The 25,413-nt window shown below is 37.0% G+C and carries 19 protein-coding genes; 13 read left to right on the top strand and 6 right to left on the bottom strand.

Annotation, left to right across the window (positions count from 1 at the left end):
• The first annotated feature begins 4 nt into the window (after positions 1 to 4).
• Positions 5 to 1,429 carry a SusD/RagB family nutrient-binding outer membrane lipoprotein gene (locus AC3IS6_RS16995; RefSeq protein WP_489161108.1) on the top strand — a complete coding sequence of 475 codons (1,425 nt, stop codon included), beginning with the start codon at positions 5 to 7 and terminating at the stop codon, positions 1,427 to 1,429.
• 114 nt (positions 1,430 to 1,543) lie between these two features.
• On the opposite strand, the gene AC3IS6_RS16990 is transcribed toward AC3IS6_RS16995, so the two are convergent.
• Both AC3IS6_RS16990 and AC3IS6_RS16985 read right to left on the bottom strand, forming a co-directional pair.
• Entirely contained in the window at positions 1,544 to 2,899 is a 1,356-nt protein-coding gene (locus AC3IS6_RS16990; RefSeq protein WP_489161106.1) for an MBL fold metallo-hydrolase, read from the bottom strand.
• A gap of 1 nt (position 2,900) precedes the next feature.
• The gene (locus tag AC3IS6_RS16985; RefSeq protein ID WP_489161104.1) at positions 2,901 to 3,731 is read right to left on the bottom strand and encodes a restriction endonuclease; all 831 of its coding nucleotides are present in this window, start codon (positions 3,729 to 3,731) and stop codon (positions 2,901 to 2,903) included.
• Positions 3,732 to 4,200: 469 nt separating this feature from the next.
• Between AC3IS6_RS16985 and AC3IS6_RS16980 the strand changes: the two genes are divergently transcribed.
• The 4 genes from AC3IS6_RS16980 to AC3IS6_RS16965 are packed head-to-tail and all read left to right on the top strand — an operon-like array spanning position 4,201 to position 10,947.
• Complete coding sequence (locus tag AC3IS6_RS16980) at positions 4,201 to 7,023, top strand: TonB-dependent receptor (RefSeq protein ID WP_489161102.1); 2,823 nt, start codon at positions 4,201 to 4,203, stop codon at positions 7,021 to 7,023.
• A gap of 28 nt (positions 7,024 to 7,051) precedes the next feature.
• Entirely contained in the window at positions 7,052 to 8,254 is a 1,203-nt protein-coding gene (locus AC3IS6_RS16975; protein WP_489161100.1) for a DUF4876 domain-containing protein, read from the top strand.
• An 11-nt stretch (positions 8,255 to 8,265) separates the two neighbouring features.
• Positions 8,266 to 9,774 (top strand): DUF6850 family outer membrane beta-barrel protein, encoded by a 1,509-nt coding sequence (locus AC3IS6_RS16970; protein WP_489161098.1) that lies wholly within the window; start codon positions 8,266 to 8,268, stop codon positions 9,772 to 9,774.
• 30 nt (positions 9,775 to 9,804) lie between these two features.
• Complete coding sequence (locus AC3IS6_RS16965; protein WP_489161096.1) at positions 9,805 to 10,947, top strand: cytochrome-c peroxidase; 1,143 nt, start codon at positions 9,805 to 9,807, stop codon at positions 10,945 to 10,947.
• A gap of 180 nt (positions 10,948 to 11,127) precedes the next feature.
• Here AC3IS6_RS16965 and AC3IS6_RS16960 read toward each other — a convergent pair whose 3' ends face one another.
• Positions 11,128 to 13,572, bottom strand: coding sequence for a TonB-dependent siderophore receptor (locus AC3IS6_RS16960; RefSeq protein WP_489161095.1), 2,445 nt, complete (start codon positions 13,570 to 13,572; stop codon positions 11,128 to 11,130).
• A 424-nt stretch (positions 13,573 to 13,996) separates the two neighbouring features.
• Here AC3IS6_RS16960 and AC3IS6_RS16955 point away from each other — a divergent pair, with 424 nt between their 5' ends.
• Entirely contained in the window at positions 13,997 to 14,941 is a 945-nt protein-coding gene (locus AC3IS6_RS16955) for a Dyp-type peroxidase (RefSeq protein ID WP_489161094.1), read from the top strand.
• A gap of 65 nt (positions 14,942 to 15,006) precedes the next feature.
• Positions 15,007 to 15,315 carry a hypothetical protein gene (locus tag AC3IS6_RS16950; RefSeq protein WP_489161092.1) on the top strand — a complete coding sequence of 103 codons (309 nt, stop codon included), beginning with the start codon at positions 15,007 to 15,009 and terminating at the stop codon, positions 15,313 to 15,315.
• Between the two features lie 11 nt (positions 15,316 to 15,326).
• On the opposite strand, the gene AC3IS6_RS16945 is transcribed toward AC3IS6_RS16950, so the two are convergent.
• The 3 genes from AC3IS6_RS16945 to AC3IS6_RS16935 form a co-directional block, all read right to left on the bottom strand.
• Positions 15,327 to 17,696 (bottom strand): FdhF/YdeP family oxidoreductase, encoded by a 2,370-nt coding sequence (locus AC3IS6_RS16945; protein ID WP_489161090.1) that lies wholly within the window; start codon positions 17,694 to 17,696, stop codon positions 15,327 to 15,329.
• Positions 17,697 to 17,773: 77 nt separating this feature from the next.
• Positions 17,774 to 18,649: a formate dehydrogenase accessory sulfurtransferase FdhD gene (gene fdhD, locus AC3IS6_RS16940; protein ID WP_489161089.1), complete on the bottom strand. Its 876-nt coding sequence runs from the start codon at positions 18,647 to 18,649 to the stop codon at positions 17,774 to 17,776.
• 267 nt (positions 18,650 to 18,916) lie between these two features.
• A complete protein-coding gene (locus AC3IS6_RS16935; RefSeq protein ID WP_489161088.1) occupies positions 18,917 to 19,711 on the bottom strand; it encodes a polysaccharide lyase in 795 nt (264 codons plus the stop codon).
• Between the two features lie 890 nt (positions 19,712 to 20,601).
• Here AC3IS6_RS16935 and AC3IS6_RS16930 point away from each other — a divergent pair.
• The 6 genes from AC3IS6_RS16930 (at position 20,602) to AC3IS6_RS16905 (ending at position 25,390) form a co-directional block, all read left to right on the top strand.
• Positions 20,602 to 21,354 (top strand): GNAT family N-acetyltransferase, encoded by a 753-nt coding sequence (locus AC3IS6_RS16930; protein WP_489161087.1) that lies wholly within the window; start codon positions 20,602 to 20,604, stop codon positions 21,352 to 21,354.
• A 148-nt stretch (positions 21,355 to 21,502) separates the two neighbouring features.
• A complete protein-coding gene (locus AC3IS6_RS16925) occupies positions 21,503 to 22,030 on the top strand; it encodes a hypothetical protein (protein ID WP_489161085.1) in 528 nt (175 codons plus the stop codon).
• A 130-nt stretch (positions 22,031 to 22,160) separates the two neighbouring features.
• Positions 22,161 to 23,054 carry a helix-turn-helix domain-containing protein gene (locus AC3IS6_RS16920; RefSeq protein WP_489161084.1) on the top strand — a complete coding sequence of 298 codons (894 nt, stop codon included), beginning with the start codon at positions 22,161 to 22,163 and terminating at the stop codon, positions 23,052 to 23,054.
• A gap of 107 nt (positions 23,055 to 23,161) precedes the next feature.
• Positions 23,162 to 24,079, top strand: coding sequence for a DUF6268 family outer membrane beta-barrel protein (locus tag AC3IS6_RS16915; protein ID WP_489161082.1), 918 nt, complete (start codon positions 23,162 to 23,164; stop codon positions 24,077 to 24,079).
• Positions 24,080 to 24,136: 57 nt separating this feature from the next.
• Complete coding sequence (locus tag AC3IS6_RS16910) at positions 24,137 to 24,550, top strand: DUF2141 domain-containing protein (protein WP_489161080.1); 414 nt, start codon at positions 24,137 to 24,139, stop codon at positions 24,548 to 24,550.
• Positions 24,551 to 24,688: 138 nt separating this feature from the next.
• Complete coding sequence (locus tag AC3IS6_RS16905; protein WP_489161078.1) at positions 24,689 to 25,390, top strand: ABC transporter ATP-binding protein; 702 nt, start codon at positions 24,689 to 24,691, stop codon at positions 25,388 to 25,390.
• Positions 25,391 to 25,413 lie beyond the last annotated feature (23 nt).

The following is a 25,413-nucleotide window of genomic DNA, read 5'->3' as shown; positions in this document are numbered from 1 at the left end:
AATCATGCTAAAAAAATTAGCCTATATAACTCTATTTGCAGTGTCGCTTACCTCTTGTGGTGACACTCTGGATGATATTAATAAGAATCCAAATGCAACTGAAACACCATTAGCACCTTATTTATTAACCGGAACACTAAAACAGGGAGCCGATTTGTACTGGGGTTCTGATAATAACTTTAATGCCTCTTTGTTATTTGTACAGCACTGGGCTAAGATTCAGTATACAGAGCCGGACAGGTACGATGTATCGAACACTTCTTTCACTTCTTTGTGGAATACAGGTTATGCCACCTTAATCACAGATTTGAACACGATTCTGAAATTTCCGGATCAGCAGGCAAACCCAAATTATAAAGGAATTGCACTAACATTGCGCTCGTGGACATTTTTATTACTAACAGATGCCTACGGAAGCATTCCGTACAAAGAAGCAGGTTTAAAAGTAACACCGGCATACAATACACAAAAAGAAGTCTACACAGGATTACTGGAAGATTTAAAACAGGCACAGTCTTTATTAAATCCGGCAAGTGGAAGCGTAACGGGAGACTTGGCGTATAAAGGCGATATCACAAAATGGAAGAAGCTTGTAAATTCACTTCGTTTGCGTATCGCATTGAGAATTTCCGATAAAGAACCTACATTAGCCAAACAGGCTGCAATTGAAGCAACAACTGATGCTGCAGGAGTAATTAGCAACAATAGCGAAACTTTCAAGTTTACTTATACGAGTTCCCCTCAGCAAAATCCCGCTTCGGCCTGGTTTGAAACCCGTGATGATTTTCGTATTTCAAAGACATTGGTTGATAAGTTAAATGAATTATCAGATCCACGTTTAGCAGTTTATGCTCAGCTGCCTACAGATCAAACTGTTGGTAAATATGTTGGGGGAGCAAACGGATTATCAAACAGCGATGCTAATAGTCAGGGTTTTGCTAAAACCTCAAAACCGGGAACTTACTTTCTGACGTCGTCATCTCCTGCTGTAATTGTTTCCTATTCTGAAGTATTGTTCAATCTTTCTGAAGCGGCAGCCCGTGGTTATATCGCCGGAGATGCAGAACAGTTGTACAAAAATGCAATTACTGCCTCGTTCAATCAATTTGGAATCACAGATGCAACAACAATCAGTAAGTATCTTAATCAGGCTACTGTAAAATATGATGCAGCCAATTATGCTAAATCGATAGGTACACAAAAATGGATTGCATTCTACGGACAAGGTCTTGACGCTTTTGTGGAATGGAGAAGACTTGACTATCCGGTATTAAAAGCGGGTCCGGCTACAGTTTTGAACGGACAGATTCCTTCGCGTTTCTTTTATCCGGGAACAGAACAATCACTGAATGGAACCAGCTATCAGGCAGCAGTATCTACTCAGGGAAAAGACCTGTTAACTACAAAACTTTGGTTTGATGTCAATTAAATCATGTTCTAGAAATAACTGATTTATAAAAAATGTTTTTTTTAAGAAACAGCCCTGCACTAAAACAATGGTGCGGGGCTGTTTGCTTTTGAAGGTTAAAAATTAAAACAAGGCCTAAATTTCGATTTCATTCCCCATTAACGGGACAGTACATTTAAACTGGTAACGATGCTGAATTTTAATTCGCAGTTCATCAGCCGGCAAATTTTCGCCATGTACTAAAAAGACACACTTAGGCGTGTTTTTAAGAGCAGACAGCCAGTTTAAAAGATCATTTTGGTCTCCATGCGCAGAGAGGCCTTCTATCTGAAAGATTTTGGCTCTTACGGTATAGTAATTCCCATAAATTTTAATTTCTTTATCGCCTTCAAGAAGTTTTCTTCCGCGAGTGCCTTCTGCCTGATAACCCACAAAAATAACAGTTGTTTTTTCAAGACTGATATAATGTTCAAAATACGACAATACCCGCCCACCAGTTGCCATACCGCTTGCAGCAAGAACTACTTTAGGCTGAGGGTTTGCAATAATACGCTGTGTTTCTTCGTATTCAGAAACAATTCTAAACATTTTTGCCATCTCATGACAGTCCTCAACAGATAGCTTGTGCCACTTTAAATTCTCTAAAAAAACATGTAGGGCATTGGCGCCCATTGGAGTATCGAGTATATACGGAACGTCAGGAATTCTGCCTTCTCGTTTGAGTTGCCACAACAAAAACATGACCGATTGGGCCCTCTCTACAGCAAATCCGGGAATGATTACGGTTTCATTCTGTGCTATAGCAGCATTAATCAGTGTTTCCAGTTCTTTTTTTACATCTAAATTTGGATGCAGTTTGTTTCCATAGGTACTTTCCAGAAAGATATAATCAGCCTTTAGGGGTTTGGTTGGCGGAAACATCAACACGTCATCATCGCGGCCTATATCGCCCGAAAATACTAAAGTTTTGCCCTCGACAGTTAGCGTAATACTGCAGGCTCCTATGATATGTCCTGCATTTTCAAAAACAGCGGTGGTATCCTCTGCAATCGTTACGGCTGTGTCAGGAGGGATGACTTTAAAAAATGACATCACAGCCTCAGCCTGTTCTACGGTATAAAGCGGCTCAGCCTGTGTATGTTTCGAATATTGTTCCTTGTTGGCTCTTTCAGCTTCTTCCTCCTGAATTTTAGCACTGTCCAAAAGAACCAGTTTGGCTATCGATTTGGTCGGACCGGTACAGTATATTTTGCCTTTAAAACCCTGAGCTACCAGCCGGGGAAGCCAGCCACAATGATCCAGATGACCATGAGTAAGCAGAACAAAATCGATACTGGAGGGTAAAACAGGTAAAGGATCCCAGTTAAGTTCCCGAAGTGATTTTATCCCCTGAAAAAGACCACAATCAATCAATAGTCTGTTATTTTTAGTTTCTATGAGCGTTTTTGAACCTGTGACAGTTCCTGCACCTCCTATAAATTTTACTTTCATATCAAATAAGTTTACAAATTTGTGAAGCTTCGTGTAGTATATTTTTGATTCGGTTTTGGCTAAGTCCTATTTTAGACAGGCTTTGTGGATCGTCAATAAGGTCTTTTACCAATATCTGATCCAGAATAAGTAACTTTTCTTTTTCAACAAGCGATAAGGTGGTGAGACAGGTAATAGGGTAGAGCGCTCCTTTGTCTATTTTATTTTTAAGACTATTGTCCTGCGGATAATCCCAGCTTACCAACGAGATTCCACTGCAACTGGCAAAATCCTGCGCGTCTTTGGTAAAACGATTGTTAGTGACAATAATACAGGAATTAATACTTTCATTATTAGTAAATATAGTGTGTCGGTTTGCCTTAAGGTCATTAAAACGAGAAAGGATGTACATCGGTACTTTTACATCAGAAGAACCTTCTTTGCTGCCGTGAAACTTACACTCAATCATGGTAATTAGATTCTCCTTCATAATCGCCACATCCACTTCATGCGACACACATTTTCCTTGTAGTGTTAAATTTATTTTGGCTTTATAACCGTCTGCGGCATATAGTCTGGCGATGAATTTCTCAAAGAAGAAACCAGCCGGACCAAGCATTTGCAGCGCCAGTCTGATATTGTAACGCCCTGCATGTCCATTAGCTGCTTTTTTTAGAATAGCAAAGGCCATTTTGTAGATTTCTTTGGTAGTAATACCCTCATAGATTTGCTTTTCGATTTCACCCAGAGATTCCTGGATAAGATCGGGTGCAGCTCCTGATTTTTTGAGAGAAAGCTTTAGTTTTTCTTTGTCGAATGGGACTTTGTGCCCAGAGTGCTTCGTTATTTTCATCACAGACAATGCGTTTAAGAGCTGATTCTGTTTGTCAAAAAAGAAAAACAGCAGCTTGTTGCTATTGAGTTTAGGTTCCCTGCATTTGCTTATATAGTAGGTTTTGGGAACGGTAATAGAATTTTCGAACTTTATTCGTTCGGTTACTCCTGAAACAGGAAAATTGAAGATTTGGTAGTAAGTTGGCAGAAGAACGGTTACAGATGGCAACAGGACACTGTCAATTACAACTTAATTGCTATTAAAAGTGTTTATTTTTTAAATAGTATACAAAGAGTAAGCGTACAAACAAATTTCGGTAAATATTTTTGATAATCAACGTTTTAAGTTAAAATTTAAGAAAGATAGAAGTGGTTTGGATTTTAGTGTTTTAAAATATTATTTTTATTGAGTCTAAATTAGGTTATATTTGCAACGATTAACCGCTTTTTTGTGATATAGCTTACTCAGCTGCTAGAAATTTAATACCATGTTTCTTTTTAATAGTTTTACGGCATTCCTGTTTAAAAGGATTGCAACTGTCCTTTCTGTAGCATTTCTGTTATTTTTTAATCCAGTTTTTGCTCAAAATATCCCTAAAGTTACACTTCAGATTACCCTTAAAGATGCCGAAAGTAAAGTTCCGTTAAAAGGAGTTTTGCTTTTTATCGAAGGAGCGCGGAAATACGAAACCCTGTCGGATGATTTTGGTGGTATCATTATAAAAAACATAGACAATGGTCGTTACAAACTAAAATTGACGTACCCGGGTTATGAAACGATCGAGAAGAATCTGGAATTGAAAACAAATGAGAAGCTGTCACTCGAATTAGTTCTGTCTACCGTTCAGCTAAACGAAGTGGTCATAACGGCCGTAGAGTCACGCGGGATGATTAGTACCTCGATTATTGATAAAAAAGCAATGCAGCATTTACAGCCATCAAGCTTTACCGATTTATTGGAATTACTGCCTGGCGGACGCTCGAAGGATCCTGTATTTAATGCTTCCAATCATATCAAACTAAGAGAAGTGGGTATAGCCGACTCAAACTATGATATTTCCTCTCTTGGAACTTCTTTCGTGATTGACGGGATTCCTTTAAACACCGATGCAAACCTGCAATACACCACTGGCCCCAATCTGACGATAACGCCGGGTTCGGGATATGCCAATACGCGCCGAAACACCACATCGAAAGGGGTAGACATGCGCTCTATTTCTACAGATCAAATCGAGAGAGTCGAAATTATCAGAGGAATTCCTTCTGTCGAGTATGGTGATTTAACGAGTGGTCTTATTAAAATTCAACGAAAAAGAGGGCGAAGTAACTGGGAATCGCGCTTTAAAGCAGATGAATTTAGCAAATTATATTATTTAGGAAAAGGTTTTGAATCGGAAGAGAAACGATTGGTACTGAACGTTGGATTGGATTATCTGAATGCAAAATCAGATCCGCGAAACAGTTTTGAAAACTATAAGAGAATCACGGCATCTATACGAGCACAAAAAACATGGGAAAATGATGCTTATCAGCTTCAATGGGATTCCAGTTTAGATTACAGTGGGTCCGTCGACAATGAAAGGGCAGATCCGGATGTAGGTTATATTAAAATTGACCGGTATTCCTCAAGTTACAATCGATTTTCACTGGCAAACTCTTTCAATTTAAACTTTAAAACGGCCACATTTTTAAAAGCACTTCATACATCGGCATCGATTAGTCAGCAATACGATAAAATAGAACAGACCAAATGGGTACAGGTATCCAGTGCAACGGCCATACCCAATACTACACAACAGGGTGAATCTGACGGGATTTTTCTAACACCACAGTATGTTTCTAATCTTACTGTAGACGGAAAACCATTTGATGCGTTCTTAAAAGCTATGGGAGATTTTGAAATTCGTTTGTTTGGAATTACGCATGCTTTAAAAGCGGGTTCGGAGTGGACCTATTCTAAAAACAATGGAAAAGGGCAGGTGTACGACACCACACATCCGCCATCGCCGGAAATGTCTACACGTCCGCGAGCATACAAAGATATTCCTGCGAGTACAGATCTGTCATTTTTCGCCGAAGACGCGATTACAGTTCCGCTTGGTAAACATCGGTTAAACATGGCTGGAGGTATCCGGGCAATGTCGTTATTGAATGTACCGTCGGCTTACTCCATTCACGGAAAATACTACTTCGATCCCCGAATCAATACCCAATGGGTGCTTCCGTTCTTTAAAATGGGCCAACATGTAATGAAAGCAGAATTTACAGCGGGCTTTGGGCAGTATACTAAATTTCCAACGCTGGCACAGCTTTATCCGGATTTTATCTATAACGATTTGGTACAGCTCAACTATTATCACAATATACCGGAGTACCGAAGAATTAATTTGATGACCTACAAAACGTCTCCGGTAAACTACGAGCTGACACCGGCAATTAATAAAAAATGGGAGCTTCGTGCCGATTTTTCGTATGACAGCAATCGATTTTCGGTGACTCTTTTTAACGAACGTATGGATTCCGGATTTAGAAACAACTCGAGATATCAGGCGCTTTCGTATAAAAAGTACGATAATAATTCTATCGATCCTTCAACTTTAACCGCACCGCCTGATCTGGCACAGCTGCGTTTTGTCATGGATACTTTATTAACGTCTTACAACATCACCAATAACGGAAGTAAACTGCTTAAAAGCGGTATTGAGTTTCAATTCTCCTCAAAGCGTTTTACCGCGATCAATACCCGATTTACGCTGAATGGCGCCTGGTTTAAAACAACGTACACCAACAGCAGCCCGGTTTATAAAAGAGGACAAAAAGATATTGTCATCGACGGAAAAAGACTTCCTTATCTAGGACTTTACCAGTTTGATGATGGTTCTGAAAAACAGCAGTTCAATACCAATATAATTGCGGATACCTATGTTCCTTCTCTCGGATTAGAGTTTTCGGGTTCCTTCCAGTTTTTATGGTTTAGAAACGATCAGTCTACCCCAATGAACGGAACGCCTGTTGCTTATATCGATCCTTCGGGCAAACAGCATTCTTATCTTGAAAAAGACAAATCAGATCTTATTTTGCAATGGCTGGACATCAAGTACAATGAGGCTTTGTTTCAAAAAAAGACAGTTCCAATGTCAATGAACATGAACCTGAAAGTGTCTAAAGATTTTTATAAGAGATTTAGAATTTCCATGTTCGTTAACCGACTCTTCAGCTACTATCAAAACTATGAAATTAATGGTCAGAAGATCGAGCGCAGAGGGCTTACTTCACCTTATTTCGGGATGGAATTAAACTTGAATTTTTAACTTTTAATATTAAATAAATTACCCAATTATGAGAATTAAATTATTACCCATTTATCTAACAATAGCCCTAATGGCACTATTACAATCCTGTTCTAAAGATGATGATAACAGCAGCAAAGAAACGGCTTTAACCTTAACACTTGTAAATCCTGAGGATTTAAGCAGTGTTGCCTTTTCTGAAATTTCGGTTTCTTTTAAAGAGCGCAATACCGGTAAAGTCACACAAAGCAAAGCGGTATCGAACACCCTTGCGGTTGCGTTAAGCGAAGGTTCTTATGAAATTTCTGTTGATGGAAAAATTAAGTATACCATAGACGGAAATACGGTTGAAGCTACGGTAAGCAGTTATAAAGAATCGGTGGTGGTGACCGGAGGAAGTGCAGCTGTTTCTTTGAATTTGTTCCTAAAAACAACACAATCTGATTTTGTGATCGAAGAGGTGTTTTTTACCGGAACTAGAACTCCTCAGGGCAAACAGTATTTAGGAGACAAATACTTTAAAATTCACAATAATACAGACAAGGTATTGTATGCAGATGGTTTAATGATCGCGCAGTCAGAATTTATGACCACCGATAAACAAGAGTATACACCAAATATTATGGCACAATCGTTTGCTGTATCAGCTGTTGCCATTGTTCCGGGTAACGGAACGACTTATCCAATTGCTCCGGGTGAGTTTTTTGTTATTGCCGAAGACGCGATCGACCATAAAGAATACAACTCGGCCTCGATGGATTTGAGAAAAGCCAATTTTGAATTTTATACCGAAGATGCCGATGATGTTGATAATCCGGCCGTTCCGAATATGGAAAGTTTATTCTCTTCTATGGTGATCCACAACAGAGGATTTAAAAGTTTTGTTATCGCTCGTCTGCCAATAACCAAAGCAAAATATCTTACGGATTACACCTATGACTACGAATACAATTTGGTAGTTGGAGGAGAAAGTTATCCAATGGGAGAAAGTGTTTATTCAATTCCAAACACTTGGATTGTAGACGCTGTTAACTTAAGTGTCGAATCAGAATTTCAATGGATTGTAACAGCACCATCATTGGATAAGGGTTGGACGTATTGCGGAAAAGTAGATTCAGATGCTACCCGTTACGGAAAAAGTGTTCGTCGTAAAGCGCTTTCAACTACTTCAAATGGTAAAAAAATATTAAAGGACACTAACAATTCTACTTTAGATTTTAGTCCTGAGGCTAAACCCTCTTTAATGAATTAATGAATGTAATCATGAGCTTTCGTTCCCTATTTCTATTTCTTATTTTGAGTTCGGGTATGCTGTATGCGCAGGACAGTACTTCGGTGCTGGTTCGCGTTCAGGAAGACTTGTCTCCTGAGCATAATTTTGTTGGTACCTTCTATAGTAATCCTGCCAATCAGCGTTATGCCCGTCGTTATTCATTATCAGAACTGAGTGCCAATTATAGTTCAGCTTCTCAGCAAACCAATATGCAGCAATTGGGGAATGGAATTGACCAGTTTCTGATCAACGCTAAATCGTATTATAAGATTAATTCTGAAAATACTGTTTTTGGAAACGCGTATTACAAGAATGGCAAACGCAAAAAGGTGCATTGGAACGAAAGCTCAGATTATCAAATTATTTATCCGTATGTAACAGCCGATTCTATTGGAGGTGATCTTTCGTATGAGGAGTATTCTTTTAGCGGTGGTTATACTAAAGCTTTTAGTAAAATGAACCTCGGTATTTCAGCCAATTACAGAGCTTTAATGGAGTATAGAGATAGTGACCCGAGGCCTAAAAATACCGTTTCTGATCTTAAGGTTTCGACCGGTATTTCGGTAAACATTGGAGATCATTATGTTTTAGGAGCAGCGCTAAATCTGCAAAAATATACACAGTCTGATAATTTGAAATTCTTTAGCGAATTGGGCGCACCGGCAGTTTATCATATGGTGGGACTTGGTGTGTACAATAAGCTGCTTACCGGAAATAAACTCAGCACTTATTACGACGGAAGAGGATACGGCGGAAGCTTGCAGTTTTTTCCAAATGACCGTAATGGTTTTGGATTATCGGCAGGATACAATCGGTTTAATTATGAAAAAATAATGACCGAATTTCAAAATCTTGTTGCGTCTGCTATTTTAGAAAATAGCTATGAAGCAGCCGTTTCTTATTTGAAAAAATCAGAAGAAAAGTTTTGGGGTACAAAGATTGGACTTTTTTATACCAACAGAGCGGGAACCGAAAACATATTCGACAATCAAAGTACAACATCTTACATTAAAATAGCCGAACATACGAAATACAGCAATCAGGTAACATCGGTTGTATTTTCGGGATTGTACGCTGTTCCAACGCCAGGATTAACGTGGTCGGTTGCACCAAGTTTTAATTTAAAAAATACTGCAGAAAAATATAGCGATCCTTTGAGAACTGTAGACATACAACAAGGTATTGGCCGACTGGATTTTGCCGTTTCAAAACTCCTGTCTCAATCCTTAATCAATCTTTCGATTTCGTTGAAGCATAACTGGATTTTAAGTTCGGAGATGGCACTGAGCGATCGAAAAACAAATCAAATTTTCGACCTGCTCGATTCTAATTTTGCGTATTTATCAGCGGCGTATACCAAGGTAAATCTCGCGGCAAGATGGGATTATAAATACAAACCTGATCTTAACTTTTTTGTAAAAACGAGCTTTGATTATTACAACTATTCCAAAAACTTAAACAATACTTTTTATCAAATGTCATTGGGGTTGACATTTTAACACAGATTATAAAATCTTTATCTACTCATAATGAAGTCTCTGATAGTAAAAACCTCTTTTTTTGCCTTTTTTACAGGTATTATTTATGCATTGCTAAGTTTCAGTGCTGCATTTAGTGAAAAAATAGCAAATTCCAACTGGCGTGAAATTTACAGTAAGCCCACTCATCAATGGCCAAAACCTACCGTTGACAAAGATGTTCTTTGGCAGGAATTTGAATCTCTGGCGATAGATACCAGTTATTACGACAGATTGGAAGATCCTAAAGTAATTTTAGGTCAAATGCTTTTTTTTGATCCCAAACTTTCCGGTTCCAATCAGGTTTCCTGCAGCAGTTGTCATGATCCGGAACTTGCCTGGGGAGACGCAAGAGAAAAATCTTTAGGCCATGACCATTTGCAGGGAAAAAGAAACACACCATCGTTATATAACATTGGAGCCCGGAAATCCTTTTTTTGGGACGGTCGTGCAGCAACTTTAGAAGAGCAGGCGCAAGGCCCCATAACGGCACATCACGAAATGAATATGGAAGCTAAAAGCCTGGCCAAAAAGCTAAAGAAAATCAAAGCTTATCCGGTTTTGTTCCAAAATGCCTTTGGGAATTCTGAGGTTACCTATGAAAAAATCCTTCAGTCTCTGGCAGTGTTCCAAAAAACAATTCTCAGCAAAAGAAGTCGGTTTGATGCTTTTATTGATGGCGATTATACACAGTTATCCGATCAGGAAATATACGGGCTGCATCTTTTTCGTACCAAAGCAAGATGCATGAATTGCCATTCCGGAAAATACCTGACCGATGAATCCTTTCACAATATTGGACTCACTTATTACAAAAGAGAATACGAAGACTTAGGACTTTATAATGTTACCAAAAAAGTAGAAGACGTAGGGAAATTCAGGACGCCTTCTCTCCGTGATGTAACGTTTACCGGTCCGTGGATGCACAATGGTTTGTTTGATAATATCACCGGAATTGTAAACATGTACAACAGCGGCATGCACATGATCGACCCTGATGAATCGGAAAAAGCAGCTGATCCGTTATTTCCTAAAACAGATACTTTAATGCAACCGTTGCATCTTAATGATGAGGAAATTGTGGCTTTAGTTTCTTTTATAAAAACATTGTCAGGAAGACAGTATAAAATGGAAAGACCACAAATACCTAGATAAATACCACATAAAAAAAATCCCATTTCGCGAGAGATGGGATTTACTTTTTAGGGAGTGAATAAAAACCTCCAGCCCGGACAAAAGTCCAAGCCAGAGGAGCAACAGGCATATATTTCTTTAAATGTTTTATTCATAGGATAAATAATCCAAAGTGTTTTCTGAATAGAAATACGGCACTTATTAAAAGGAATATCCTAGTGTTAACAGCCAGTTGGAAGGTGCGCCAGGAAACAAACGAATATAGTCGTAACCTCCAACCCAGTACGTTTTATTGGTGATGTTGTTGGCATTCACCTGAATTTTAAATTTATTGATGCTGTAATACAATGCCGCATTAAACAATGTATAGCCCGGAATGGTTTGTGTTGCCGTTTGACTTAAGTTACGGGTGGTAACAAAATTAGTTCCAAAAGCCAGACCAAAATCTTTTAAAGCACCATCAGTAAAGTTGTAACGTGTCCAAACATTCCCTTGTTGTTTTGGCGTATTTGGTTTTTGTCTTCCAATTTCAGAACCTACAGGGCTTTCGGTAATTGCTGCTTCATTATAAGAATAAGCCGCAGAAATACTCCAGTTTCTTGTTATGCTTCCGTTCACATCAATTTCGATACCTTTTGATTCTTCCTCTCCAATGGCTCGCATCAAATCTGGATTTATAAGATCATTTGCAGGGTATAAAGTGTTTTTCTGCTGAATTTTAAATAAAGCCACCGTCACAAAAAGTTTCTCTTTAAACCAGGAAGATTTTCCTCCAAATTCAATCATATTGCTTTCTAACGGATCAAATGGCCCTCCCGCATTCGGATTGGATAAAGAAGAAGCAGTTTGCGGATTGTATCCCTTTACGTAAGTTCCGTATAAGTTAATATTGGGATTAAGTGTATAGGTAAGTCCAAAACGCGGCAGAAACGAATGCTGTTTTACCTTCTTTTCGGTTGCTTTTTTGTAGTTCTCTTTATCTGTATATTCGTCGTAACGAACTCCTATTAAAGCCTGAAATGCGCCAAACTTAATGTGATCCTGGAGGTAAATTCCGTACAATGAATAATAAGTCGGGTCAAACGGACGAGCAGCATAGAAATATTTGCTCATGTCTTTTAACTGCTGTGATGCCGAGGGGTTGGTTAAGTCAAAATGCGCCACATTGGGAACCGGATTCCCTTTAGAATCTAATAAATAGAGATTCTTCTTTTTAGGGTCGTAGGTTGCAATTGAACCCGTATTGGCTGCGTTTCTGTATCCTGTTGCCTGAAGCTGAGAACCTCCTGCCGGTACCTGTTCCTGTGCATAATCATAGCCGGCAATCAAATTGTGATCTAAAGCACCGGTTTTTGCCTGATACTTAAAAAAGGCAGAAAGATTATCAATATAGCGCTTGCGCTTGCGTTGGAAAACCTGCATTTCGATTGCGGTTGGAATAGTTGTTCCATCACCGGCTGAAGCATATTTGTTAGCACCACGATGCTCCAAAAGATCCTCCGTATAACCCGTACGGATATAAGAAGCAGAAAACGATAAACGATCGGTAAACTGATGATTTAATGAAGTCGTAACAATATAAGTTTCTTCATTGAGATAATCATTTGTAGAATTTAATGAATTCGAAGTTTTTGTCGAAAATAAATTATTCTCGTAAGTAGATTGACCACGATCGAGGATACTTTTCGAACTCGTATAAATCAGGTCAAAGTTAACACTTGTTTTATCATTCGGAAGAAAGGAAAGGGAAGGAGCGATGACAATATTTTTGTCGAATTGCAAATCTCTGAAAGAATTTGCGTTTTCATAACCTACATTTAAACGGTATAAAAGCGACTTATCTTCAGTCAGAGGCCCTGTAAAATCAGCTAAGGCTCTTAGCGTATTAAAACTTCCTGTTGAGAAACTCACACTGTTTGCGGCTTGATCCAGCGGTTTTTTAGTAACCCGGTTTAAAACTCCTCCTGGGGAAGCATTCCCAAACAAAGCAGAGGAAGGTCCTTTTAAAACTTCAACACGCTCGAGATAATTGGCAAGCGGCTGTTTCCAGAATCCGGTAGAAGTTCGCATTCCGTTTAATAATTGCGTATTGCTTCCTCCATTAATTCTAAAACCACGAATCGAAATGTCATCATAAAAAGTAAACTGACTCACGCCGCTGAAGTTTTTTACCACTTCACCTACGCGAATCGAACCCTGGTCAGCAATTAATTCTTTTGTTGCATAAGAAACAGCTTGCGGAAGATCTTTTAAAGCAATTTCTGTTTTGGCACCAATAAAGGATTTTGTGTTTTTATAAGACTTCTCCTTTCGGCCTGTGATCTCTACCGTCTGTAAAGTATTGATATTTTCCTGTAAAACGATCGAAAGTTCAAGGTTTTCATTTAGTTGAAGCTTAACTCTTTCTTCCTGTGCAGAAAACCCCATTGCCGAAAAATGAAGGGTATATGTTCCTGGTGTCAGGTTATTGAATTCAAAGGTTCCTTTGTCATCAGAAGTATTATTTTTTTTAAGGCTTTTAATAGATACAGAAGCATACGATACAGCTTCATTATTCTGGGAAACGATCTTTCCCGTAATTCTGGTATTTTGCGCCTGGCCAAGGCTAGAAATGGCCAGCAGCAAAAGTAAATAATTGAATTTCATGGCGGTTATTTATATTATGGTTTAAAATTTACGTCGCAAATATAGTATTATTATTTAGACTAAATATAAATAGTAAAGAAAAGAGACAGATTTGACAGAATAATTTAGGTAGAAGATTTAATTTTTGTAAGGCACTGAATTGCTCTAAATCGAGCAAAATCTTTTTAAACGCAGTTTATATAGAGTAAAGGCTATATGGAAGTGATTCTGATTCGTAAGAAATGATATTTTTATTTTATACGCATTTCAGGATCGTTTACATACTATTTTCTTTACGATTTCGAAAAGACAGCTTATTTTTTGTTTTAGCACCTTATTTTTTATTACTAATTTTAAAGGACCATTAGCATCTGGCCCAGGAAGAGATTGAAAATCATTTGCCTAAAAATAAAATCATAATCGTATATAACGTATAGCTACCAGTATGAGTCAATCACAAAATGTTACCGATTATCCAAACAACAACACCATTTTTATGGTTTGGAAATTTAAAAATCAGACAGATATAAAGTCTGCATTTAAGAAAGTTTGTTCGTTGATCAGCAATTTAAATAATTCTTTTACGATAAGAATTCCTGACGGACGAAGCAGTTGTGTAATGGGAGTTGGACATGACGCGTGGATAGCATTGGGGTTACCGGAGCCTTTACCGAAAGAATTGGTGAATTTTGAACCTATAACGGGAGCAAAATACACAGCAAAATCTACTGCAGGCGATCTTCATTTTCATTTAAGAGCACAAAACACAGCAATTTGTTTTGATATGGCTATGGCAATTTCAAAGGTTCTCACGCCGGTTGCAGAATGTTTGGAAGAGATCCACGGATTCAGATATTGGGATGGCCGGTCTATTATTGGTTTTGTAGACGGCACCGAAAATCCGATTGGTGATGAAAGAGATTTTTTCGCTTTAGTAGGTGAGGAGGATGCGGCCTATAAGGGCGGAAGCTATTTGTTTGTTCAAAAATATTTTCACAACATGAAAAACTGGGAAAATTTATCTACTGAAGAACAGGAAAAAGTAATCGGAAGAACTAAAATGAATGATATTGAACTGGACGATGAAGTGAAACCTGTAAATTCACATAGCGCTCTGACTGCGATTACAGATGAAAATGGTGATGAACTTAAAATTGTTCGGGATAATATGCCTTTTGGAAATCCTTCTAAGGGAGAAGTTGGCACCTATTTTATTTCTTATGCCAGTACATTCAGTACCACAAGAAAAATGTTAGAGAATATGTTCATTGGTAATCCACCGGGAAATTATGACCGTATACTGGATTTTAGCACGGCAGCAACCGGAACATTATTTTTTGCACCAAGTTTTGATGTATTAGATCGATATGTTGACGAATCGGATTCCTAAGATTATTTTGACTATGAATCAGGAATTGCAAGCTAAACCGAATACCAATTGGTAACCCAAATTGTATGGAGATTGAAAATACTATTGAAGAGAATATACATCACTTTTTGTTTGATCTGAAAAAAGAAGGAGAAGGAGAGAAGCAGGCAGGTTTAATTATTCAGAAGTACATAAAAGAAGGAAGCATAAGCGAAGTAGAAGAGAACACGCTTAAGCTCCAGCTTTTCGATTCGTTAAAAATAATTGGTATTGGTATCCCTTTTTTACTGCTTCCAGGTGCTTCTGTCTTACTTCCAATACTGATAAAAGTGGCCGATAAATACCATATTGAACTGATGCCGTCAGCATTTGACAAAAGTGATGATGAGACGTAAACTGTTGCAGTTTACAATTCGTTGATTTTCTCGTATATTTTAGGATCGTGTCTTTTAATTTTAATTTTTACATACTTTGATGCAGGCATATTGCTGTCTTTTACCACATTATTTACAGAAACCAAAACATTAGTTTCGGGAAAATAAGTAACGGTATTTTTTTCAGGTATTTGATAGGAGACAATGATGAACAAAGGTGCAATTCGTTCGATACCATCATCATAATTAAATAAATCAACTTTGTCACCCGTTTTTAATCCTGCTTTTTCAATATCTTTTGGATTCATAAATACAACGCGGCGTTCATTTTTTATACCGCGATAACGATCATCAAGACCATAGATTGTGGTATTAAACTGATCATGAGTTCGGGTTGTGGCCATCATGTACTCATCGGGAGCAAGCTCATTATTCGGTACTGAAGTTAATGTAAAGGGGGCCCGGTCCCCAAATTCTTTTGTTATAAATTGCCCGTCACGCGCTGCGTTAGGCAGGTAAAAACCTCCTTTTTGACGCGCTCTGACATTGTAATTTTCAAAACCCGGAATACACTTCTGAATAGCGTCTCTTACGGCATCATAATTATCATGATAGTGTTGCCAGTCCACAACCGATTTGCTTCCTAATGTTGCCATCGCCATTTTACAGACAATCTGTGTTTCATTAATAAGATTATCAGATACAGGCTTTAGCATTCCTTTAGATGATTGCACAACACCCATTGAATTTTCGGTAGTTATAATTTGTATTTCGCCGTTGACAATATCCTTGTCACTTCGAGACAATGTTGGCAGTATGAGGGCTTCCTGTCCGTGAATCAGGTGAGTTCGGTTTAACTTTGTAGATACGCAAACGGTTAAATTTAGTTTTCTTAAGGCACTGGCGGTATAAGTGGTATCGGGTGTTGCAGATAAAAAATTGCCACCCATGCAAAAAAGCACTTTCACTTTTTCTTCCTGCATGGCTTTAATGGCACGAACAACATCATAACCGTGTTTGCGGGGAGGATTGAAGCCATAAAATGCCTGTAACCGATCGAGTTGCTCGTCAGTAGGTTTTTCGTCAATCATCATAGTCCTGTTTCCCTGAACGTTGCTGTGACCACGTACCGGACAAACACCCGCTCCGGGTTTACCGATGCTTCCTTTGAGCAGTAGTATATTAAGGATTTCTCTGATCATTTCGACACCGTTTGGCTGTTGCGTAAGCCCCATTCCCCAGCAAACAATAATTCGCTTTTTGAAAGCTAAAATTTCCGCAGCTTCATACAGCATCTCTTTAGAAACACCAGATTGTAGCGCGAACTCATCAAGGTTGTAGGTTTCAAATTGTTTTAGAAAAGCATCGTATCCTGTCGTTTTTTCTTTGATAAAGTCATAATCAAAGACTTCTCCGGGGTTTTTCTTTTCAAATTCAATTAGTATAATTTCGATAGCTTTAAGCAAAGCCATATCGCCGTTTATTTTTACAGGCAAATAAAGATCTGCCAATTTAACACCGCTTCCAATTATTCCATTTACTTCTTGTGGGTTGTGAAAACCCATTAAACCTGCTTCGGGCAAAGGATTTATGGCAATTATTTTTGCTCCGTTTTTTTTTCCTCTTGACAATGCACTCATCATTCTTGGTGCGTTGGTTCCGGGATTCTGACCAATGACGACAATGACATCTGTATCATAAAAATCATCCAGAGTTACGGTGCCTTTTCCGATGCCAATAGTAGGTCTTAGAGCTGATCCCGATGTTTCATGGCACATATTGGAGCAGTCGGGCATATTGTTTGTACCAAATTCTTTTGCAAAAAGCTGGTAGAGAAAGGACGCTTCATTGCTTGTTCTTCCCGAGGTATAAAAAGCTGCTTCATCGGGAGATTCCAATGCATTGAGATGATCGGCTATTTTTTTAAAGGCAGCATCCCAACTAATAGGTTCATAATGAGTAGCATTTTTGGGTAAATACATAGGGTCAGTCAGTCGACCCATTTTGCCAATTTGATAATCGTCTAGTCTGGCAAGTTCGTAAACCGAGTTTTCTTTAAAAAAGTCAGCTGTAACTTTTTTGGTAGTAGCTTCTTCTGCCAGTGCTTTGGCGCCGTTTTCGCAATATTCGCCCAGAGGAGATCGCTCGTCATCGGGATCGGGCCATGCACAGCTTGGGCAGTCAAAACCCCCAGCCTGATTCATCTTAAATAAAGCTTTTGTACCCCGAACAAGTGTTTTTTCTTCAATGAGATCGCTAAAAGCCGCTATTACGGCTGGTACGCCAGCGGCCCACTTTTCTACTTTTGTAAGCTTGAGATCTAAAAGTCTATATGGATTTTCGGCGTTTGGTTCTTTTGGAACTTTACCGTCGGTGTTTTTTTTAGATTGATCTTCTTTCATAACTTTTGCATTTAAGTAGTATACTCGTAAAAAATCTGGATCATTATAATTTTAATAGTAGCGGTACAAAATCTATTTTATTGTTTGTATGAAGTCGGGATTACTACCTGATCACTAGAATTGTAGATATTGAATCTCTCTTTTTTAAGAAACCCCAGTAGGGTAATGTTAAATTCTGCGGCCAGTTCAACTGCCAGGCTTGAGGGCGCACCAATAGCAGCTACAATTGATATTCCGGCCATAGCCGCTTTTTGAATTAATTCAAAACTCGCTCTGCCACTCAGTAGCAAAATATGATTGTTTAAAGGAAGTAGGTTTCTCGCCAGGACATTACCAATTAGTTTATCTAAAGCATTGTGACGGCCAACATCTTCCTGTAAAACGACCAATTCCCCTTCAATGGTAAAAAGCCCCGCGGCATGTATGCCTCCAGTAAGTACAAAACTACTTTGGGCAGTTCTTAATTTTTCAGGCAAGTGATAAAGCACAGTTGTTGATAGTTTAAGCTTAGAGTTTTCTATATTTTTAAAAGCACTAACTGTCTTAATGGACTCGATAGAGCTTTTTCCGCAAACACCACAACTTGAAGTCGTATAAAAATTCCGGTCTGTTTGTACCAAATGAGGAACAAAATTTTCGATGAGATCGACCTGAACTATATTTTTCTTTTGTGTTACACAGGACTTTTCTATGTGGTAGACTTTTTTGATGTTTTGATAAGAAGAGATAATACCTTCCGTGAATAAAAAACCAACCGCAAGATCAAGATCATTTCCGGGTGTGCGCATCGTGACAGAGATATTTTTTTGTATTCTTTCAGCCTCAGAACCATAACTGATTCTTATTTCAAGAGGCTCCTCTACACAGAGAACATCGGAGAAGGAATAGCTTTCAAACCCATCTACCTTTCTAATACATATATCTTTAATAGAAACTAACTCTGAATCCTTCATTTCCGTATACCTCTTTAAAAGTTGACTAGTAAATTTAATAAAAAAACAAAGATAAAAGAGGCATGATTCTTATTATGATGGTTTTGAGATGAGTGAACCAGATTCTGTTTTAGGTTAGAACTGTTAAATAGTTAGAAAAGAACATAAAAAAATCCCACTTCATAAGAAATGGGATTTTTGGAGCATCTTAAGATACAAATTTCAAACTATTTTATTCAAGATTTGATTTTTAGTGTTCCGGATAAATTGTTTTGCAACTTATAGATATTATTGAGCATCCCAAGTTGCGCTAGGATAATAAATAGAACTTGTTACGGGAGCTTTCCAGTATTCCTGACTGCCGCCACGGAAGGTATGAAGACTTACAGCATTAACATTTCGCTTTGAATCGTTGGTTACCCAACGAATGGTTTGATTCAATAACTCAGTTCCATTTACATAATACTTGACATATCCGTTAGTATTGGATCCGGTATTTAACTTAACAGATATTTGACAGTTGTAGGTAACTCCTTCTTGTATGAAGTACTTTTTTCCAAAATCATTTCCAAATTGTCCCGGCTGATCTTTATAATATACATACGGTTGAAGATAAGCTCCGCTTCCTATAGTCGAGTTTGATCCATTTGGACAATACCACATAAATCTGGCACTACCACCATTCCCATCCCATCCGGGGTCACCGCCGGTATTCTGATCACCAATTAGAATACCATATCCGCATTTACCGCCTCTGCTCCAGTAAAATCCGGAATTAAATCTCATTTGAAACCAAACAGTGTAAACACCTTCTGACCAAACCCCGTACGAGGTACACAAACCGCCAGGACAGGATAGTGTATTGGTTTGCAGTGTGATCGTTCTGGCGCCAGCACTACCTGCTAATGCCGCAGCAGCTGAAAGAGCTTCTTTTTGGGTGTTTTGCTGCACCTCATTGTTGACGATTTGTGACTCGTCTTTGTTAATGCTTTGTGGCACATTTGCATCTTGTTCCTTTTCGCAGGAATTAAACACTAGTACTGTGATAAATAACAAACTTGTTAATTTTAAGATTTTCTTCATTTTTAAAACTTTAAGGTTAATAAATAATTAATGGTTAGTAAAGAATAGATTGTAATTACAACATTGACCTTGTAACAAAAAACTTTTTAATTATTAAAATCAGTATCAGGTAATTGACACTGTAAAGTTGATTAATAACAATTTGTAAGAGGATTAAAAAAGTACGATTTTAGGTACGCAAAAATCCCGTTTATGCATTTTGTGTGTTTTTTTAGATTTTAAAAAATGGAATTATTAAAAAGGAGAAGAAAAAATGTAAGATTCAGATAATTAATAATTTAATGTAGAAAATTTAAATATGATTATTTATCGTATTTGATTTGGAAAAGTTTGGTTCTGAGATAATAAGCCTTCCATTTTGGGAGGCAGATGATATCAGTTTGATAGGGTTTTATAAATGATATAAATAATTCATATCTGCATTTTATTGTTATTCAGTTGATTAAGTTGTTTTTAGGTGTTCTGGCATATCATTTGTTTTTATTGGTAAAGAATCACTTCAAAAGTTTTTACATAAATCAATAGTATAAGTTTGACAATTATGAAACTTTTCGTGATAGCTGCATTAACATCAATTTAACCTCAAAACATTATCAAATTTTAAAAAGTATGAAAGCTAATAGAACAAGAAATAAGGAGATTGCGAAACTATATGCATCAAATAAATCCATGCAGAACAAAGATAGAATCATCAACTTAATAGTTTTTGCTTTAGTTTTCTTTCTTACCGTTTTTCTAATCTCTCAAATACTGTAGACAATATTTAATTTAAATCAATTCAGACGATATAATTATATCATTTTGATAAGAACTTTAATAGCCTCCTAAATATTGTTTTAGCAGATACCGCATTCGATAAAATAAGTCCTATCATATATACTTAAGCAATTATGAAAATTATAAACCCTATTATAGATCCCAGAATAAATCTAACGAAGAAATTTTCTTTTTCCGGTTCATTTCATAATAAGACAATATCTTCATCTGAAGAATACATTGATTTTATTATTGAAAAAGCAAGATGCAGTCACACTTATTGGATCAAAGAAATCTGCGAAACAACATTGTTAGCTGCAAAAGCTCGCGGGACTGGTTTTTCGGAGTGTTCTCCGGAGCTGCTGGAAACGAAAATGAAAAAAGGAGAAGCCGTAATAGCTTTTACATCAGATGGGAGATGGGCAGGTTTTTCTTTTATTACCTCATGGGAAAATGGAAGTTATGTTTCTAATTCTGGGTTAATCGTAGGGGCTGAGTTTAGACATACCGAGCTTGCGAAAAAGATAAAAATAAAAATTTTTGAGCTGAGCCGCGAGAAATACCCGAATGCACATATATTTAGTTTAGCATCAGATCTTCCCGTAATAAAAATGTATCATGAACTCGGCTTTAAACAGGTGGCCTCCGCGGAGCTAACTTCAAAGGAAGTGTTTTGGAAGAGTTGCAAATCATGTGTAAATTGCCCTGTACTAATGAATAAGGAAAGAAAAAACTGCTTGTGTACGGCGATGCTTTATGATCCAAAACATGATACGGCAGTTGTTGATCAGAATAAAAAAGATGTTGTATTAAAGGATAAGGTTTTGTTGGAAGAATTGCGACTAATTAAAATCAGGTCATTAAATTTTCTCTCAATTAAGATCTAAAATTTTAATTGCAAAACGACAGGATAAAAGCTTCAATATCTTGTCTTTTTAGCATGATATTTACTTAACAGCAAGTGACCTGAATTATTTATTTATAATTTGATAATGAGAATAATAGGATATTGTGTAATCTAAAATAATCCCAAAAATGAAAATGATATTAAAGCTAAGAGCCGGTCTGCTTTTCCTAATGATTATTTTTCTTTCATTAGTGAGTGCATACTATAATTTTTCGATTGAAAAAGATACGGAGGATATTTTGAAAGCTAATTTCAATACCTTGGAATATTCCAGAAACATGCTTCTTTCATTAGATGAGATAAATTCAGATAAAAGAAAAGCAGTGGTCGTATTTCAGAACAATTTAGCCAAGCAAGTAGGAAACGTTACGGAAGTTGGTGAAGATAAAGTGACTGTTAATCTGCAAAATAATTTTGATTTTTTAAAAAAGAACCCGACAGCTGAGAACTTTAAAAATCAAATTCGTCAGGATATTTTTCAGATCATGAAATTGAATATGACTGCGATCAAAGAGAAAAACGATATTGTAAAACATAAAACGGAAACGGCTAATTTTTGGATTGCAATTTTGGGAACATTTTGTTTTCTGATAGCTTTTAACCTGTTGCTGAATTTGTCTAATCGTATTCCCAACCGATTTGCCGACAGGCATTAAAGAGTGTAAGCAGGATTGTTATAAACTTAAAATTATCCGTTTAATTTTTAATGACATTATATTCAATAAGGTACAAATCATTCACATATAGAGATAATGTCATTTACAATTTAATACTTAAGTTTGTAACATGAGTAAGAGTATTAAAATTATATCATCAGAGGAATTTCCAAAACAATTTATGTCTGATGCTTCTTTAGATTTTGATTTCTTAAAAACTCCTTTGCAGATATATGATCTGAATACCACAACAGAGTATATTCAAATTCCGACTCCGCTTTTCAGACCTGATTATAATTTTATCGTTCATGTTACTAATGGTAATGCCGTACAACAAGTAGATAATGAGATAATAACATTAACTGAAGATGATGTTTTGTTTGTAAAACAAGGACACATTACAGCAATGAAAGAAATTGATCTGGTTATAACTGGTCATTTTATTTTATTTGAAGAAAGTGTCTTAAATCATATTCTGTCTAAACAGGAGCTGATACAAATTTTTGCCACAAACTCAGTTGTTAAACTGCCGAAAGAGACGAGTGTATGGCTTAATTCTTTATTTTGTTTGTTAGGACAAGAATTTAGGGACGAAAATTCCAATATCGAAATTTGTTATTCGCTCATGCAAGCTGCTTTTCAAAAAATCATTTCTTGCAATAAAGAGCTTAATAAAACGGTACACCGCGGTAATGAAATCACTTTTTCCTTCAAAGAATTGGTTTACAAATACCATAGTCAGGATAAATCCGTATCCTTTTATGCTGATAAATTAAAAATTTCTGTAAACTATCTCAATAGGTGCATTAAGCAAACGACAGGAATAGCTCCAAAAGAATGGATAAACAATGTAAGTATCCTGCAAAGTCAGATTCTTTTACAAGATTTGACTAAAGACATTTCAGAAATAGCTTTTGAACTGAATTACGAAGATCCGTCTTACTTTGGACGGCTTTTTAAAAAAATAACCGGTACAACTCCTTCTCAGTACCGAAACTCTCTTATGCACGATTTGTCCGAGTAACGGTAAACTAAATCCTAACAACAATTATTGTTTTAAGCACATCTTTGCCTTAAGAAAATCTTAGGGGGCTACTGCAGCTCATGTGTTTAAATTTAATAAGTGTTATTTTGAAAAATGTACGATCATTAGTTTTATTAACCTTGTTTATTTGTCTTCCAAATAAATTTTATGCTCAATTAATAACAGATGGCGCAGGGGTTAGCGTTTCTGTAAACGGAAAAAGTAGTTTTGAGAATGTATCAACTGTAGATCCTTATTACGGAAATAAATTCAGATACAATACGTATGATTTTTGGTTGCCAATTCCATCCTTTAAAATTGGAAAAACTCGTATTCTTGGAATTGTAAACTACCGTGTCTTAGATTTTACATTCGATAAAGATTTCAAGGATAGTCCGAATCATATCACAAAAATACAGGAGATCAAGCCTACCATTGTAGTACGTCGTCCTTTTGGACAAAGATGGGCTGTTTTTGGAATTTTCTTGCCTACTGTGGCTTCAGATTTCAAAGATTCGTTTTCAATCAATGACATGGTTTTGGATGGGATTTTTGGAGTTTCAAGAAAGTTTGGAGAAAAATCGAATCTTGAAATTGGTATAGGTCCACATATTATGTATGCTTTTGATAAATTTCTCATAACACCTGCTATATCTGTTGATTACAAAAGTAATAATGGTAAGTGGATGGCTCAGCTATACTGGCCAAGGGTGAATGTTTTTAGGAATCTTGGGAATACTACACAAGTTGGTGTGGCAGGATCTATAGATTGGACACTTCACAATTTACAAAACTATAGGAACAACGAAGGCTTAGAAGTTGATTATGCTCAGTTCTCGGCTGTTCATGGCGGTTTGCAGATTAATCAGCGGCTTTTTGATGGTTTTTGGCTTCAGTTGCAAGGAGGTATAGGATTCGCCAATAAGTACACCTTGTATGATTCAGATAACAATAGTATTACCAACTATAAGACTAAAGAAATTCCATATGCGAAAATGATGCTTACCTATCGTTTTGGAAATTAATTGAAAAATAAGAATACAAATTAAACAAGTTTAACAACAATAAATTAAAAGAAGAAAATGAAAAAAACAATTCTGAGTGTACTGGTATTTGGAGTTTCATATTTTACTAATGCGCAACAGGTAAAAATGAATATTGATGTGACCAATGTTCAAAAAGGGAAGGGGACAGTTGTAGTGAATGTTTACGATAAAAAGCAAAATTTCCTTAAAACTGCCTGCTTTACGAAAGTGCAAAAGGCAAGTCAGGAAACGATAAAATTTCAAGTTGATTTGCCAAGAGGGACTTATGCCATTACTGTTTTTCAAGATTTGGATAACAATGGAAAATTAAACAGCAATTGGTTCGGAATGCCAAAAGAGCCGGTAGGAAACAGTACCAATTTTAAACCAGATGGTGGAGCACCAACATTCAATGATTGTTCTATCTATGTTTTAAAAAATGAGTCTGTAATTGCTATTGAGCTTTATTAGGAGTTTTCAGTCTCAGTTTTCAGTCTCAGTTTACAGTCTCAGTATTCAGTGTTTGTAATAGGTAGGTAATAGACTGTAAACTGCGACTGCGACTGAATACTATAACATAAAAAACGAACCAAATAACATTATTAAAGTATGGAGGAGATAATACAAAAGAACAGAGTTATTGCAGAAGTAAAAGGTGCATGTAAAGAATATCAAACCGGTGACACCTTGATTACTGCCTTAAAACCTACAAGTGTTCAATTTAAAACGGGAGAACTTACCTTAATCATTGGTCCTTCGGGTTCTGGAAAAACGACATTGTTGTCTTTATTAGGCTGTGTTATTTATCCAACAAAAGGCGATGTTTTTATAGATGGCCAACAAGTAAATACGCTTTCGGCTAAACAATTATCCACCTTAAGATTGAATAAAATTGGATTCGTTTTTCAAAGTTTTAATCTTTTGGCACCTCTTAGTTCCTTAGAAAATGTCATGATTCCGCTCCAACTTATGAATTTTGACGAGGCTGAAGCAAAAAGAAAAGCCGAAAATGCCCTGGAATTAGTAGGCATGAAAGACCGAATGAAAAACTTACCAAAAATGCTAAGCGGAGGTCAACAGCAAAGAGTTTCTATTGCACGGGCATTGGTTACTAATCCGCCTATTGTGCTTTGTGACGAACCAACAGCTGCCTTAGATGTCAAGAGCGTTGCTGTAGTAATGGATGAGTTAAAAGCACTTGCTAAAAAGGGCAAGAGTGTAATTGTAGTTACACATGATATGCGACTTAAACAATTTGCCGATAGAATTATTTATGTAGATAACGGAATCGCAACCGAAAAAGAAATGTAACACTATAGAAAATCATTAATCAT

The sequence above is a fragment of the Flavobacterium sp. KH_035 genome (genome assembly GCF_057839565.1).
This window is presented reverse-complemented; position numbering and strand designations above follow the sequence as displayed.